Source organism: Sphingobacterium sp. UBA7253, from assembly GCF_002472745.1.
Classification (GTDB): Bacteria; Bacteroidota; Bacteroidia; order Sphingobacteriales; family Sphingobacteriaceae; genus Sphingobacterium; species Sphingobacterium siyangense.
This window is the reverse complement of the sequence record NZ_DKSP01000056.1, coordinates 26,257-41,399: the sequence shown is the minus strand read 5'-3', so window position 1 is coordinate 41,399 and position 15,143 is coordinate 26,257. Positions and strand designations below refer to the sequence as shown.

The following is a 15,143-nucleotide window of genomic DNA, read 5'->3' as shown; positions in this document are numbered from 1 at the left end:
GAAGATTTCACAGGCACTGTAGAAGTTAATGGCATCAATATTCAAGAAGATCCACTTGCAGTAAAAGCACTATTGGGATATGTTCCTGAGAACGCAGAATTATATGACGTCCTGACTCCCATGGAATACTTGGATTTTATAGGTAAACTCTATGGAATGGAAGATAATTTGATTTTAGAACGTTCCTTAAAACTGCTAACAGCCTTCGGTCTTGAATCTAATGCAAATAATAGGATGGATACCTTCTCCAAAGGAATGCGTCAAAAAGTACTTTTAATTTCAGGAATTATTCATAACCCACAAATCATCGTACTGGATGAACCATTGTCTGGACTCGATGCCAATGCTGTTATCTTTGTCAAAGAACTTATCTCATTACTTGCAAAAGAAGGGAAAACAATTTTCTATTGTTCACATATGATGGACGTTGTTGAAAAAGTATCTGATCGGATTTTACTGATAAATCAGGGCAGCATCATTGCGGATGGTACGATTGAGGAACTAAAAACAGATCCTAACGAATCATTGGAGCATATATTTGCTAAATTAACCAATACAGGCAACAGTGCATTAGACGCTTCCAATATCATTACAGCAATTCAATAACATGGAAAAATTTATCTTAAAATTTATCCTTCTTTTTCGTGGGGTTTGGAAAGGCTTGGGCATCAATTATGAACAGTTTAAGATCATCTTAGAAACCAAAGTAATCTTAGAGAACAGAAAGCCGATTAGCTTTAGGAAACGTAGCTCAGGGAAATCCTCTTCTTCGTCATCGATTTTACAATTCTTATTGTATCTCATCTTTGGCCTGATATTCATGGTAATTATTTTTTCGATTCCAGATAGGTACTTAGCCGTTTCGATTATGCTACTCAGTTTCATTAGCATGTTAAGCATTACGTTAGTATCCGATTTTTCACCCATATTATTAGATACCCGGGATCAGTATATCATTATGCCTAGACCAGTTAATGACAAGACTTTAGCTATTTCCCGAATAACTTTTATTGCAATCAAGCTTTTTAATCAAGTAATTGCGTTGACCTTACCTGTGCTTATTTATGTATTATTCAATTGGGATATCGTCTCCGTCTTTCTTTTATGCCTGCAGCTTATACTAAGCACTTTAATCGCGCTGATATTTGTCAATGGATTTTATCTGATTAGCATCAAATATCTCCCCATCCAAAAGTTTAAAGATGTAATTACTTATATACAGATCGGTCTCTCACTGGTTCTTTTTCTATCCTATTATGTTGGCCCAAATTTGATCCAATCTATTGTGGAATCTCATTTAACGATGGAACAGCTCAGATTTCTTTGGATATTCCCAAGTACCTGGATTGCATCATTCCAACCATTACTCTTTGGTAACCACAATGTACATTTAGTCATCTTATCAACACTGGGAATACTAACTCCCTTTGCTGGTATCTACGCTTGTACTAAGCTGTTTTCACGTGGATTTAATGCAAAAATAGCGGCACTAGCAAGTGCCGACAACCTCCCTAGTGAAACTTCACAATTAACCCGAGATAATCCCTCCAAATTACCGCTATATAAAAGGATCTCTTCGAGCGTTTGCTCATCCCCTGTTGAAGAGGCTGGATTTGGCATTGTATGGCTGATAAGTTCTAAAACGAGAGAATTTAAGCAACAGCTATACCCTTCGTTGGCTTATCTACCTATTTATTTTGTCTTTTTATTTCTACGTACAGGAGATGATCTCCCAATAGCTGGCAAAATCGCGAAACTTCGGGATTCAGGCTTGTATATCATTATGTTTTATCTTTCGTTATTGACCATATTAACCGTTTTCCAGCTTATCACGCAAAGTAATAAATATAAAGCGGCCTGGGTCTACCATGTGACGCCGATACAAAAACCGGGACAACTGATGACTGGAGTTCTCAAAGCATGTCTTATTAAATATGTTTTACCGTTCAACATACTGTTTCTTTCTATCTGTGTACCGCTATTTGGTCTCAGTTCTATTAATGATCTGCTATTATCTTCCGCAGTCGGCGGTATCGAAAGTATTCTGATTATGCTTTTTATTGTCAAAAACTATCCGTTTTCTAAGGCTAGTCAATCCAATTCAAAAGCTATAACTAATCTACTGATATTAGGTCTATTGGGAATTTTGGGATACTTACATAAAACAATTTTCCACTATGAAACTCTAATTTGGATCTTAGCCGGACTTGCATGGGTCGTATTCTTTTTTATGCTGAAGTACCTACAGAGAGAAGACTGGAAAGGCTTAGCTTACGACGACAATTGATTAAACAGATAAAAAAAGCTTCATTAAAGGAGCTTTTTTTATCTAATTCGTCAAAATCTAAGCACAAAATATCTTTGTGCTTTTCTTTTATTCGGTTATCTTTTATTTATCCGTCCTTTAAATCGGCTCATACCATCCATCAGAACTTCAACGATTATTCTTCCTGGAGGTAGATGGCTCAGATCATAGCTCAGGACAGCTTGTTGAATGGATTTGTATTCATGTTTTTGCCACAAAACGCCATCAACCATAAAAAGCACTGTCATCTCACTCTGTTTATTGGACAATACGCTCAGTTGCGTCTTATCCACAACCGACCTTGGATAAAGTGAGAAGGCATATTGCGTTGAAATTGTGTTCATCTCAAATCCACGTTTGGCATTGAAACTAAACATTTCGCCATTTCCACAATCGCTTTCAAAAGCATGAATAAGGTTTCCTTTCAGATCGAAAATCCGTAAATGACCATCACCATTTTCAGGTTGTGCCCAAAACTGCAGTCCGTTACCTGCTGTATCAACCAAAGAGAGTGAGTGATTTCCCTCATTAAGATGTAAAGTATCTCTATACATCGTTGCCGCAGCCAGTTGAGAGCCTGTCTTAAAAAAGACCGTATCCTGCCTTGCATTCATTAGAAATATACGATTATCCGCTGGTTTATTATTGGTCGTAAACTCCAAAATAAAATCAGTTGGAAATTTCTGCAGAGCTGTAAAGACGCTTTCCGCCTCATTGTCTGTGGGCCATGCATCCGGCTTTCCATTAGGCTTAAGAAGTGACACCGTGAATACATTCTCCCGATCTTTTTCCTGTATTTCTCCGGGTAGTATAACTTCTGCAACTTGATTAAAAGAAAGATTACCTTTCCAATGGAAAGTTTTGACAGGAAATCCTTTCGTGCCATAAACAATTTCTAGGGATCGAATCGGGTCAGCACCTAAATTTCTGAAAGAGATCCTTGGGCCAGCACTCGCCGGATTTAATCTAGAGAAACGCTGTTCATCACTTGGAACCATTATTGACTCGACTGCAACATCTACCTTTTGTTTAGGGACTGAATATTGAAACAAGTAAGCCGATATATTTTCGACAGCCTGTACATTGTCTGTCGCTGTATAGGGTTCCATCTGTAAGGCAACTTGATGAGTGCCAACTTTGGTAAATACATCAATAAAATCAGGCTGCTGTAAATCTCCAGGACACCAATATGCGCGGTCATGTACCCAGGTACCGCCTTGTGGATAAAGTGGATTACCTCCACATTTCTTCCACATATCACGTCTGTCTACAGTCTTTCCATCGAAGGTGAGTTCGCGCCATCGGCTACAGAATTCACTACAGCCACGCGGTTTATCCATACCATGCCCTGTATGCTGAATACGTATTCGGCTCAATGCAGATCCCGGACTCGAGGTATATGTTATTGGTCGTAGATTTTCTGCTATCTTTTCGTTGACATCCCCATATTTATATGCTTTATTCCACAGCACTGTTATTCCCAATGGGGTAACGACTGGTGGACCTGATAAAATTTCAAAATCTACAGTAAGTGCCCACCCTACAGTCTTGTCCTCAAAACCAGAATGAGTATAGACAATTTCCACGCTATCCCTTAAGAAAGGAGCAAAATCAGTTACATCGACCTGCCATTTCCAACTCCATCCTTTATTATAGATACTACCATATGGCGTAAGCATTCTTCCTAATTCATAATTTAGCACAGCTCCATTTTTTCCTCCTTTACGACGTAATACGATGTGATCCAAATAATCCCAATGCGCTGTGCGCAAACTATCTGGGCTCCCAAGGGTAACAAACATAGTAACCTTTCTTACAGGATCGTTTTCTTTCGGAAATACCCCCCAAGCTGGATAGGAATTCTCGCCTTTCTGTGCATCACATAGAATGGTTTTCCGTTGATGTGTAACGACATGGCCTATTGTGCCTTCTTGTGCAAAAACGTGATAGCAGATAAAAAAGTAGAATAGGGTTAGTATAGGTCTTATATTCATTATTTAAATATTATCCATGAAACAATACAAAGATAGATGTACTCTTGTCGGCGGTAAAAAAAGGTAATGCGATAAAAAGGAAATACATACAATCATAAAAAAAGCATCAATCTTAACAGACTGATGCTTTTGGTAGCGGGGAGCAGAATCGAACTGCCGACCTTTGGGTTATGAATCCAACGCTCTAACCATCTGAGCTACCCCGCCGTTTCGGTATGCAAATATACCACTTCGTATGTCAATTCAAAAGATTTTTTTATTTTTTTACCAATTCTGACCTATTTAAAACTCGCATTAAACGCAACAAACTCATTTTTAACTCAATAAATTTATCATTAAAAAATAGAAACAGTAGTTGAAAAAATTGATAGTCCTAAAAACAACATGTTTATCAAAAAACAGGGGCAACTTTTTACAAAAAAACTTGCAATAACAAAATAAATATGTATTATTACAAATAATAAGTTGATGCAGTAAAAAGCAATTTTGGAAGAGATTTGTAGCGGGGAGCAGAATCGAACTGCCGACCTTTGGGTTATGAATCCAACGCTCTAACCATCTGAGCTACCCCGCCATTTTGGGAATGCAAATATAGCTTATTTTTGATTTAAACAAACTAAAATTTAAAAAAACATTTTTATGGCAGATAAAATAAAATTCCAACTAGAATATATCATCAACTCTTCACCTAGAATTTTATTTCCGTATTTGCAAGAACCAAACGAATTGGCACAATGGTTTGCAGATGATGTAAACTATAAAGACACCGTTTATACTTTCATTTGGGATGATGAACCTCACCGAGCAAAAATTGTAGCATCGAGAGAAAATAAATCTGTACGCTTTAAATGGCTCGATGATGATCCCTATTATTTCGATCTGGAGATCGATCAAGACGAGCTAACAAATGATGTTGCTCTTAAAATAACAGATTACGCTAAAGAAGAAGACCTTGAAAATAGAAAGTTAATTTGGAAAAATTCAATAGTCTATCTTCAAAGTGTTATAGGTGCATAAAAAAGCCTATCTTTGCAATATATTTCCACTAAGAGCTCCAGCTGGAGCTCCTTAGTTGGAAGATGCCTTAATGTAAAGGCATCAATTTGCTTTGCGTCACGGATGAAAAAGGTTCATTTACTTATTCTTCAAGCTTTCATAAAACCATTTATTGTCACATTCTTTATTGTGATGTTTGTCTTATTGATGCTTTTCCTATTCAAGTACATTGATGATTTGATTGGAAAAGGATTTGAATGGTATACGATCATGGAGCTAATTGGATATCAATGCGTTGTTCAAATCCAAATGGCAATGCCTTTATCCATGCTCCTTTCCTCCATTATGACTTTCGGAAATCTGGGTGAAAGCTATGAATTAGTTGCGATCAAAGCTGCGGGCGTATCTTTACGTAAAGCGATGACCCCACTATTTATACTCGTTGCAATTTTCGCAACAAGTTCTTTTCTGTTCTCCGACTATATTCTCCCCGTAGTGAATCTAAAAATGGGTACGCTACTTACTGATGTACGTAATAAAAAGGCAGATTTCCTCATCAAACCCGGAATCTTTAACAACACCATCCCAGGTTACTCGATCCGCGCTAAAGGAAAAAATAAAGCGGGAACAATTCTCTATGACTTGATGATTTATGATCATCGTGGCGGTAACACAGCCAATAATGTACTTATGGCGAAAGAAGGGTATATCTATAACTCTCCTGACAACAATTATATGATCCTAAAACTTAAGGATGGTATCCGCTATGAGGAAGCACGGACTAAAAACTCCAAAACCTACGATCCACGTCAGCAATTTACGCGATTTAAGTTCAAGGAAACAGAGCAAAAGTTTGATATGGGAAGTTTTCAACAAGGTAAAACGGATGAAAATCTCTTCAAGAGCCACCACGCCATGTTAAACCTGAAACAGTTAGACATGTACATCGATTCCAACCATATTAAGATAGACAGTATGGGAAAAGCGATCGTCCGTACATTAGACACCCGATATAATATCTATTCGAAATATTTTAGTGCGAATCAACCTGGACAGCCAAAGGTCAAAGAAACTAAGATCAAACCTTTTAAAAATTTGCTTACCGATCTGGTTCCCCAAGAACAACGGGCACAGATCACCATGAATGCATTAAACCAATTGAATTATTTAAAGGAAGATCTGAATGGACGTACACTTGAGTTTAAAGATTACAAATCGAAAGATATACGCTATCGGATTGAATGGCATCGCAAGTTTACCCTAGCTGTCTCCTGTCTTTTACTATTTGCAATCGGAGCTCCACTAGGAGCCATTATCAGAAAAGGTGGACTTGGTCTTCCGGTCGTGATGGCCATCATTTTCTTTCTGATCTATCACATTATCTCCACAGTAGCAGAAAAAACAGCGAAAGATGGTGCCATATCATCAGCCGTAGGCATGTGGATGGCCATTATTGTCTTAACACCATTAGCCGCTTTTCTAACGTACAAGTCGACAACTGATTCTGCCTTATTTGATATTGATCAATATAAATTAAAAGTAGAAGCCGCTTGGAAGTGGATTAAGGAAAAGCTTGCAAAAAAGAATAAATTAAAAGAATCACATTAGATTGTGACAACGCTATTATAAATAAATTTAGATTCTACACTAACTTTGTACCAATTACAATATATCAATAAATGGATTTCAAATTAAACACGATCGAAGAAGCGATCGCTGATATACAGGCAGGAAAAGTAGTAATCGTCGTGGATGACGAAGATCGCGAAAATGAAGGAGACTTTGTCACTGCTGCCCGCAATGCAACTCCCGAAATCATCAACTTTATGGCGACTCACGGTCGTGGACTAGTATGTGCCCCAATTACTAAAGAAAGAGCAGATGCATTACACCTTGACTTAATGGTGGGACAGAATACAGCGGTATATGAAACGAACTTTACAGTTTCCATTGACTTACAGGGATATGGTTGTACAACCGGTATTTCTGCATCGGACCGTTCGAAAACAATTAAAGCAATGATCGATCCTAATATCCATTATGAAGAATTAGGTAGACCAGGACATATTTTCCCGCTCATAGCGAAAGATGGTGGTGTATTACGTCGTACAGGACACACTGAAGCTACAGTTGACCTCGCTCGATTAGCAGGATTTGAACCAGCAGGTGTATTGGTTGAGATTTTAAAAGAAGATGGTGAAATGGCCAGACTTCCGGAACTAATGGAAGTTGCTAAAAAATTTGATTTAAAGATCATTAGTATTGAAGATCTAATTGAATACCGTCTTAAGCACGACTCTTTAATCAATGAAGAAGTCACTGTTAATATGCCAACGCAATATGGTGATTTTAAAATGAAAGCCTTTACACAAAAAGACACTGGCGAACAACATTTAGCGCTTTACAAAGGCGAGTGGAATGAAGATGAACCTATTTTAGTACGGGTGCACAGCTCTTGTGTTACGGGTGATATTTTTGGTTCTTGCCGTTGTGACTGTGGCCCTCAATTGCACAAAGCAATGGAAATGATCCAGCAAGAGGGTAAAGGTGTTATTGTCTATATGAATCAAGAAGGTCGCGGTATTGGACTGATCAATAAGCTACATGCTTACAAATTACAAGAAAATGGTTTGGATACGGTAGACGCCAATGTACAGTTAGGGTTCAAGGCAGATTTAAGAGACTACGGTGTAGGAGCCCAGATTCTTAGAAACCTTGGTGTCACAAAAATGCGTCTTATGTCAAATAATCCGACAAAACGTGCTGGCCTAGTAGGTTATGGTCTTGAAATCATAGAAAATGTACCTATTGAAATAACGGCAAATCCCTTTAATGAAGAGTACTTAAAAACTAAAAGAGATCGTATGGGACATACAATCATGAAAAATCTATAAAAAGGAAGTAAAAAAGGCGGTGTTTCTATTGGAAACACCGCCTTTTTTAACATAGAGAATTAAACCCCAATGATGATAAAATCGCTTCCATTTATGATCTTGTTATGGCAGTACTTTCAATAAATAGAAGTAACTTTATAATATGGAACAACAAGGGAGATATATCATCTTTTTCGATGGTGATTGCTTGATCTGTAATCACTTTGTTCAACTATTATTAAGGATCGATCGCAGAAAGAAATTCTTATTTAGTTCCTTGCAGTCTGAATTTGCCCGGACGGCGCTAACAAATATTCCCAAAAATACTGATTCCATCGTTTTCCTATCTCCAGCTGGTACCTATCTCAAAAGTGAAGCTATTTTAAAGATTTGTAAGCAATTGGGCTTCCCTTACATTACATGTTATTTACTAAAGATTTTACCACTTTCGTGGAGAGATGCGCTTTATGATTATTTTGCTAAAAACCGCTATCGATGGTTTGGAAAAAATGAATTTTGTACGATACCTTCAAAATCTGAGCGAGAAAGATTCATTTGAACAAACAGTAATCTTATTGAAGTGAAGTTTAGTTCAGAAATCTTCTAATTATACTTGTGACAATTAAATTTACATCGATGAAAAATACACTTTTAATTGACAGTGCCTATATCAATGGGAAATTTATCAAGTCAAAACACACATTTGATGTGGTAAATCCTGCAACAGGAAAAGTTATTGCTTCGTTGCCAGATTTAAAAGTAGTTGACTGTACTAAAGCCATAATTGATGCTGACAAGGCATGGAAAAGCTGGAAAAACACAACGGTACTGGAACGTTGCAACATTGTCCGCAAATGGTACGATCTTATTCAACACTATAAAGACGATCTTGCGGAAATCATGACCCTAGAAAGCGGCAAACCGCTAAGCGAATCGAGGGTAGAGGTTGACTACGGTAGTTCTTTCGTAGAATGGTTTTCAGAAGAAGGAAAAAGAGCCTATGGTGAAACCATACCTACCCATAAAAAAGGAAGTAGAATGATAACGATTAGGCAAGGTGTAGGTGTCGTAGCCGCAATTACACCCTGGAATTTTCCTTTAGCGATGATCACCCGAAAGGTTGCTCCAGCTTTGGTGGCTGGTTGTACCGTTGTGCTAAAACCGGCCTCCCAAACCCCATTTTCTGCTATAGCATTGGCTAAACTGGCTGAAGATGCAGGGATTCCGAAGGGTGTTTTTAACGTAATTACAGGAAAAGATAGTGTTGGTATCGGCAAAGAACTAGCTACAAACGACCTGATAAGAAAACTATCTTTCACAGGCTCTACCGAAGTCGGAAAAACACTCATAGAACAATCAGCCTCTAACATTAAAAAAGTATCTATGGAGCTCGGTGGTAATGCTCCCTTTTTGGTTTTTAACGATGCGGATATTGATGCTGCTGTCGAAGGAGCGCTTGCCGGAAAATTTAGAAACTCAGGGCAAACTTGCGTTTCCATCAATAGATTTCTAATACAAGAAGATGTCTATGATGAGTTTTCATTGAAACTTAGCCATGCTGTCAGCAAATTGAAAGTTGGTAATGGACTTGACAAAGGCGTCCAGGTAGGTCCTTTAATCAATGCAAAAGGGCTAGAAAAAGTACAGCATCATGTACAAGACGCATTAAATCATGGTGCCGAATTGGCTACTGGAGGAAAGGTCATCAAAGATCTATTTTTCCAGCCAACTGTGCTGACCAACGTCCCGAAAGAAGCGCTTATATTCCGCGAGGAGACTTTTGGTCCAATTTGCGCCCTTTTCAGTTTCAAGACAGAAGAAGAAGGAATAGCAATGGCCAATACGACTGAATTTGGGCTAGCCTCCTATTTTTATAGTACAAATATAAATCGCTGTTTTCGTGTTGCTGAACAGCTAGAAGCTGGCATGGTAGGTATCAATACAGGCCTTATTTCAAATGCAGCAGCTCCTTTTGGTGGAGTAAAACAATCTGGTGTAGGTCGTGAAGGATCTAAATACGGTTTGGATGAATATATGGAATTAAAATATATCTGCTTTGGCGGTGAATAAAAAAGGAGCAAAATGCTCCTTTTATTTTTTCAAAAAATCCACTAGCTTTTCCCTTGTTGAACTGAACGATAAGGCGTCCCCTACTTTCTCATAATTCTGTTTATCCACACAGGTTGGATAAGCATATTTGGCAAAGGCCAGTTTATTATCATCTCGTATAAAAAGTTCCATTAAATCAACAATTTCACTAACACTTAGATGCATACTTTTTAATTCCTGAGCAGCTACAGCAAGTCTATCCTGATCGTTTTCCTTCTGATTTAATAGATCGTTCAATCGATTGGAATTCGTCTTATTCATTACTCCGGCATCAGACAGATCATTATCTTCATTTTCAGCATATCCTCCTTGATTCGCTACACCGTTACGATAAACCTTAGCGTCTTCTGACTGCCTATATTGATCATTATTATATCCCCCACGATTATTGTTTGGCAAATCATCACGATCTTCCGATTGTCTGTATCGCTCATTACCTTGTTCATTACTATATCCATCCCGGTTATTATACGGTAAATCCTCACGATAATTACCGTTGTTATACCGATCTACAGGATTCATGGATTCCAGGATAATCCCCCTATTTCCGCCTCTGCTACTGACAGAAAATACCACATTCATATACTGTCCATTTCTATTGACAAGTTGCACACCACTGCCATTCAATGTGCGTTGCTGTCTGTCAGCAAATACAATACGCAAATCATAACGACGACTCGTCAAATTGGATACCCTAATATCCGTGGAAGCCCTATTATTATACAAAACGTTGTTGATATAAAGAAAAAATGGGACATCTGTAGAATAGATGTTTAATGCCCCTCCAAAAGGTCTGTATCGCTGCGCAAACCCAGCCGTTGCGACAATAAGCAACGAGACCATAACCAAAATTTTCCTGTACATAATCCGATTCAATTTATAATCCTTCGACTACACAGAATAAAAAAGGATTAAGAAACCAAAGAATTTAACATTTTGTTATGCTTTCTTGTTCCGGTACTTCTTATAAAGTTTTACGGCCATCATTAAAGCAATGGATAAAATTAAGAGTCCCAAAACGCCAAATATCCAGTTCAGTGCCGATTTTAAGACAACAGTAAAAACAATAGCGAATAATAAAACTGTTGCGACTTCATTAAACAAACGGAGATTTGTTGAAGTTAATTTGGATTCTTGACGACTCAATTTGAACATAATCTTCTGGCAGGTAAAATGATAGATAATCATTCCCAGAACGAATGTCAGTTTTACATGCATCCACCCCATGGATAATAAACCAGGAGAATAGCATAACATAACTAGTGCAGAAAAGACAGTGATGTACATCGCAGGAGTAGTAATAACCCACCACAGTAATTTTTCCATCTTACTGAATTCTTTATGCAAAACATCAAACGCTTCTTGACTCTTGTCCTTAGCTTCTGTATGATATATAAAGAGTCGAGGCATATAAAACAGACCTGACATCCAACAAATCACAAAGATAATATGAACTGCTTTTGCATATAAATAGACCATAGTTACAAAAATAAGAAAAGTTAATAGCATTCAATACGTCCAAACATCAATTGCGCAAATCTTACATCCAATATACAAAAGTGCTATATCAACCGAAATAGATTAAATATAGGGCAAACAAAAACGACCTGCGAAAGGCAAGTCGTTTTTGTTTTTGAAGTAGATAGCAAACTAATAGCTAAATTCCTTTACAACCTCAATGGCATATTTTACATTATCAAAAGGAATATCTGGCATGATACCATGTCCCAAGTTAAAGATAAAACCATTTTCACCTCTCATGCGCTCAAATAATTCGATAATCTTCTTCTTGATAACAGGTTTATCTGCATACAAAACAAATGGATCCAAATTTCCTTGAACAGCAATACCCTGTGGCAGAGATTGTTTAATATTTTTTAAATCTGCATTCCAATCGATAGAAACAACATCAGGTTGCGCTTCGACCATCATTGGTGCAAAAACAGAAGATCCTTTACAAAAGGAAATGACAGGAATATCCTTACGGTTCAACTTAGCGATAATCTGCTTATTATAATAATGCGAAAAATCACGGTAATCATTCCAGGATAAAGCCAGGGCCCAGCTATCAAATAATTGAATTGCATTTACTCCAGCTGCGATCTGCATGTTAAGATATTCAACCGTTACATCTGCGATCTTTTGAAGGATCATATGTGCCAACTCAGGCTGATTATTCAACATCAACTTCGTTAACTTAAAATCTTTTGAAGATCCACCTTCAACCAAATAACTTAAAATTGTAAATGGTGCTCCCGCGAAACCAATCAAAGGGATACGGCTGTCAAGACGTTGTTGAATGACCTTGATTGCATCAGCAACATACTGTAATTTATCCAAACAGTTGGTAGACAAATCTTCAGCATCCTTTACAGAACGAACAGGATTAGAAAAACGAGGCCCTACACCTTGTTCAAAGGACAAATCCCCTCCCATGGCTTCAGCTGTAACTAAAATATCAGAAAATAAAATAGCTGCATCAATGCCTAACAAATCTACCGGAAGCATAGTGACATCCGCAGCAATTTCTGGTGTTTTGCACATCTCCAAAAAGGAATATTTATTCTTGATATCCCAATATTCCTTCATAAAGCGTCCAGCTTGACGCATCATCCACACAGGAGGTCTTTCCGTTTGCTGCGAAAATGCAGCTTTAATCAATAAGTCGTTTTGTAAAGTAGTACTCACTATAAATGTTTTGAAATTTCGTTTTCTATTTTTGTAATAATGCTGTTCTGTCTAGCCGTCAGATGTAACTTATTGGCAACATCTGTATAAGCTCTCGCTCTTTCATAATCCAACTTTCGCAGCGCTATATTTGCCAGATTAATCATCACCATACCCTTTTCATTATCTTTTTTCCAAGGCAGACGTGAAGCTAGCTGAAAATGATATTCGGCCTCATCGACACGTTCCTCTTTAAGCGCAATATTTCCCATCATAAATTCATAGAAATTACGTCTGCCTTTACGAAGTGCGTCCGGATTCTTTATCTCAGCTAGCAAATTTTTTGTCTTTTCATAATCTTGCCTATGAAAAGCCTGCGTTGCCAAAAAAACGGACCCTTCTCTAAAATGACTCCAAATCAAGTAGCCTATTCCGCCTGCTATCAGTACAGCAGTTTGATAATGCCCTTGGTATAAGCCATAGCCCAAAAATAATGCAGCAATAAAAATAACGGCTATTCTAGCCCTGATTGTCATCATCTCTTTCTACCTATGCGTTATTGTCGGTAAACTTATAACCAACACCTCTGATAGAATGGAAATAAATCGGATGCTTTTGATCTGGTTCGAAATATTTCCGGAAGGTTAAGATAAAATTGTCGATGGTACGTGTAGATGGGTAAACATCGTAATTCCATACGGTCTCCAATATTTGTTCCCGGGATACGGCCTCATTCCGTCGTTCAATCAACAGTTTCAACAGCATGGTTTCCTTCTTTGTCAACGAAGTGATCGTGCCATCTGCATGATGTAGCTCATACGAATTAAAATAGATCGTTTTATCACCAATTTGATAAGAATTTAGTTCTTTCAAATCGTCTGGTTTCATGCCACGACGCACCAAATTTCCAACACGAAGAATCAATTCTTCTAAGTTGAAAGGTTTTACCAGATAATCATCCGCCCCTTTCTTAAGACCCGTAATTCGATCCTCACTGCTATTTTTCGCAGTTAAAAACATGATAGGAACCTCAGTGTTTTGCAGTCGAATAGTTTCAGCCACTTGGAATCCATCAATTTCGGGAATCATCACATCCAAAACCACCAAGTTGAAACGTTCCTCCTTGAAGACTTTTAGTGCTTTTTTTCCATCAGTAGCCGTAGTAACACGGTAGCCTTCCATTTCGAGATTCAACTTGATAGCTTCTAACAAGTGTTCTTCATCTTCGACAAGTAATATTCTTTGTTTACTTTGCATTTCTTTCAAATGTTACTTCAAAAATACTCCCTTTAGGAGTGTTATCTTTAACTTTTATGGTCGCGTCGTGCTTCTGCAATACGGTTTTCACGATATATAACCCCAAACCTGTGCCTTTGGTTTTTCGTGTTGCCTCACTTCCCACGCGATAAAACTTATTAAAGATAAGTTTTTTCTCTTCATCACTGATACCGATACCATGGTCAGCAACAGAAAAAATTATTTTATTATTCTCCGTATATAATTTCACATCCACCATAGCACATGCCGGCGAATACTTAATTGCATTTTCTATCAGATTAGTAACCACATTACTAATCGCAAACTTATCTGCATGAATAATGATATCCGCTTCCAAATAAGGTTTCAAAACTTGTGAACTACAGGAATTCTTCTGAAGCCTATCTACAACCTGTTCTACCAAAGCAGTAAAATTAAAATCCTCCTTCGGCATACTGTAATTTCGGCTGTCCAACTTGGTTGTCATCAATACATTTTCCACCAGATCATCCAAACGCTCGATATCCTTCAGCGAGTTTCTCAAGAACGTTTGTTGTTGCTCTTTGTCAAGATCACGCCTCAAAATAGTTTGAATATACAATTTGACGGAAGCCAATGGCGATTTAAGTTCATGCGTAATAGCCAAAAGAAAGTTCTGCTGTTGTTGAAGCAGTTTCTGCTCCCTCTCAACCAGCCGCTTCAACCGCCATGCACCCCACAAGAAAATAATCAAGAAGAATATTCCCTCTCCTATGATCATGTTCTTTTTACTCGGATCAAAACGGATAAACATCACCCCCCACCATATCAGTTGCATAACCGCATAGAACAATAGAAAATAAAAGAGTAACAGCGCTTTCTTCATGTGACAAAAATAGGTATTCACCCATGTATTCGGAAATATCCGAAGGATTATGACACAAAGAAGAAAATTAACCGATT

At 37.8% G+C, this 15,143-nt stretch carries 14 protein-coding genes and 2 tRNA genes; 7 read left to right on the top strand and 9 right to left on the bottom strand.

Going from position 1 to position 15,143, the window contains the following annotated elements; translation table 11 throughout:
• On the top strand, nucleotides 1–606 hold a 606-nt coding region (locus B2X72_RS05220; RefSeq protein ID WP_286848471.1), incomplete at its 5' end, for an ABC transporter ATP-binding protein.
• A 1-nt stretch (nucleotide 607) separates the two neighbouring features.
• Nucleotides 608–2,287 (top strand): hypothetical protein, encoded by a 1,680-nt coding sequence (locus B2X72_RS05215; protein WP_286848470.1) that lies wholly within the window; start codon nucleotides 608–610, stop codon nucleotides 2,285–2,287.
• Nucleotides 2,288–2,382: 95 nt separating this feature from the next.
• Here the strand turns inward: B2X72_RS05215 and B2X72_RS05210 are convergent, their stop codons facing one another.
• The 3 genes from B2X72_RS05210 to B2X72_RS05200 all read right to left on the bottom strand — a co-directional run bounded on the left by B2X72_RS05210 (nucleotide 2,383) and on the right by B2X72_RS05200 (nucleotide 4,873).
• The gene (locus tag B2X72_RS05210; protein ID WP_286848469.1) at nucleotides 2,383–4,299 is read right to left on the bottom strand and encodes a peptide-N-glycosidase F-related protein; all 1,917 of its coding nucleotides are present in this window, start codon (nucleotides 4,297–4,299) and stop codon (nucleotides 2,383–2,385) included.
• Between the two features lie 130 nt (nucleotides 4,300–4,429).
• A tRNA-Met gene (locus B2X72_RS05205) sits at nucleotides 4,430–4,506 on the bottom strand.
• Between the two features lie 293 nt (nucleotides 4,507–4,799).
• Nucleotides 4,800–4,873, bottom strand: a tRNA-Met gene (locus B2X72_RS05200).
• 65 nt (nucleotides 4,874–4,938) lie between these two features.
• Here B2X72_RS05200 and B2X72_RS05195 point away from each other — a divergent pair.
• The 5 genes from B2X72_RS05195 to B2X72_RS05180 all read left to right on the top strand — a co-directional run bounded on the left by B2X72_RS05195 (nucleotide 4,939) and on the right by B2X72_RS05180 (nucleotide 10,238).
• A complete protein-coding gene (locus B2X72_RS05195; protein WP_046671984.1) occupies nucleotides 4,939–5,316 on the top strand; it encodes an START-like domain-containing protein in 378 nt (125 codons plus the stop codon).
• A gap of 102 nt (nucleotides 5,317–5,418) precedes the next feature.
• Nucleotides 5,419–6,903: an LptF/LptG family permease gene (locus B2X72_RS05190; RefSeq protein WP_145327958.1), complete on the top strand. Its 1,485-nt coding sequence runs from the start codon at nucleotides 5,419–5,421 to the stop codon at nucleotides 6,901–6,903.
• A gap of 71 nt (nucleotides 6,904–6,974) precedes the next feature.
• Nucleotides 6,975–8,189: a bifunctional 3,4-dihydroxy-2-butanone-4-phosphate synthase/GTP cyclohydrolase II gene (locus B2X72_RS05185; protein ID WP_145327957.1), complete on the top strand. Its 1,215-nt coding sequence runs from the start codon at nucleotides 6,975–6,977 to the stop codon at nucleotides 8,187–8,189.
• A gap of 142 nt (nucleotides 8,190–8,331) precedes the next feature.
• Nucleotides 8,332–8,727 (top strand): thiol-disulfide oxidoreductase DCC family protein, encoded by a 396-nt coding sequence (locus B2X72_RS26605; RefSeq protein WP_075994159.1) that lies wholly within the window; start codon nucleotides 8,332–8,334, stop codon nucleotides 8,725–8,727.
• A 77-nt stretch (nucleotides 8,728–8,804) separates the two neighbouring features.
• On the top strand, nucleotides 8,805–10,238 hold the full coding sequence (locus tag B2X72_RS05180) for an NAD-dependent succinate-semialdehyde dehydrogenase (protein WP_145327956.1): 1,434 nt from the start codon (nucleotides 8,805–8,807) through the stop codon (nucleotides 10,236–10,238).
• A gap of 21 nt (nucleotides 10,239–10,259) precedes the next feature.
• Here B2X72_RS05180 and B2X72_RS05175 read toward each other — a convergent pair whose 3' ends face one another.
• From B2X72_RS05175 to B2X72_RS05150, 6 genes are all read right to left on the bottom strand, one after another.
• Nucleotides 10,260–11,141, bottom strand: a complete 882-nt coding sequence (locus B2X72_RS05175) for a DUF4476 domain-containing protein (protein ID WP_145327955.1) — start codon at nucleotides 11,139–11,141, stop codon at nucleotides 10,260–10,262.
• Between the two features lie 75 nt (nucleotides 11,142–11,216).
• Nucleotides 11,217–11,756 carry a CopD family protein gene (locus B2X72_RS05170; protein ID WP_075994977.1) on the bottom strand — a complete coding sequence of 180 codons (540 nt, stop codon included), beginning with the start codon at nucleotides 11,754–11,756 and terminating at the stop codon, nucleotides 11,217–11,219.
• 171 nt (nucleotides 11,757–11,927) lie between these two features.
• Nucleotides 11,928–12,965, bottom strand: a complete 1,038-nt coding sequence (gene hemE, locus B2X72_RS05165) for a uroporphyrinogen decarboxylase (protein WP_088162929.1) — start codon at nucleotides 12,963–12,965, stop codon at nucleotides 11,928–11,930.
• Complete coding sequence (locus B2X72_RS05160) at nucleotides 12,965–13,483, bottom strand: hypothetical protein (protein ID WP_231585185.1); 519 nt, start codon at nucleotides 13,481–13,483, stop codon at nucleotides 12,965–12,967. The genes hemE and B2X72_RS05160 overlap by 1 nt, the downstream gene beginning before the upstream one ends.
• A 10-nt stretch (nucleotides 13,484–13,493) precedes the next feature.
• Complete coding sequence (locus B2X72_RS05155) at nucleotides 13,494–14,201, bottom strand: response regulator transcription factor (protein ID WP_070563139.1); 708 nt, start codon at nucleotides 14,199–14,201, stop codon at nucleotides 13,494–13,496.
• Nucleotides 14,191–15,066 carry a sensor histidine kinase gene (locus B2X72_RS05150; protein ID WP_088162930.1) on the bottom strand — a complete coding sequence of 292 codons (876 nt, stop codon included), beginning with the start codon at nucleotides 15,064–15,066 and terminating at the stop codon, nucleotides 14,191–14,193. The genes B2X72_RS05155 and B2X72_RS05150 overlap by 11 nt, the downstream gene beginning before the upstream one ends.
• Between the last annotated feature and the right edge of the window lie 77 nt (nucleotides 15,067–15,143).

Coding starts and splice junctions, on each gene's coding strand:
- B2X72_RS05215 (WP_286848470.1), top strand. CDS start 608: ATGGAAAAATTTATCTTAAAATTTATCCTTCTTTTTCGTGGGGTTTGG.
- B2X72_RS05210 (WP_286848469.1), bottom strand. CDS start 4,299: ATGAATATAAGACCTATACTAACCCTATTCTACTTTTTTATCTGCTAT.
- B2X72_RS05195 (WP_046671984.1), top strand. CDS start 4,939: ATGGCAGATAAAATAAAATTCCAACTAGAATATATCATCAACTCTTCA.
- B2X72_RS05190 (WP_145327958.1), top strand. CDS start 5,419: ATGAAAAAGGTTCATTTACTTATTCTTCAAGCTTTCATAAAACCATTT.
- B2X72_RS05185 (WP_145327957.1), top strand. CDS start 6,975: ATGGATTTCAAATTAAACACGATCGAAGAAGCGATCGCTGATATACAG.
- B2X72_RS26605 (WP_075994159.1), top strand. CDS start 8,332: ATGGAACAACAAGGGAGATATATCATCTTTTTCGATGGTGATTGCTTG.
- B2X72_RS05180 (WP_145327956.1), top strand. CDS start 8,805: ATGAAAAATACACTTTTAATTGACAGTGCCTATATCAATGGGAAATTT.
- B2X72_RS05175 (WP_145327955.1), bottom strand. CDS start 11,141: ATGTACAGGAAAATTTTGGTTATGGTCTCGTTGCTTATTGTCGCAACG.
- B2X72_RS05170 (WP_075994977.1), bottom strand. CDS start 11,756: ATGGTCTATTTATATGCAAAAGCAGTTCATATTATCTTTGTGATTTGT.
- B2X72_RS05160 (WP_231585185.1), bottom strand. CDS start 13,483: ATGATGACAATCAGGGCTAGAATAGCCGTTATTTTTATTGCTGCATTA.
- B2X72_RS05155 (WP_070563139.1), bottom strand. CDS start 14,201: ATGCAAAGTAAACAAAGAATATTACTTGTCGAAGATGAAGAACACTTG.
- B2X72_RS05150 (WP_088162930.1), bottom strand. CDS start 15,066: ATGAAGAAAGCGCTGTTACTCTTTTATTTTCTATTGTTCTATGCGGTT.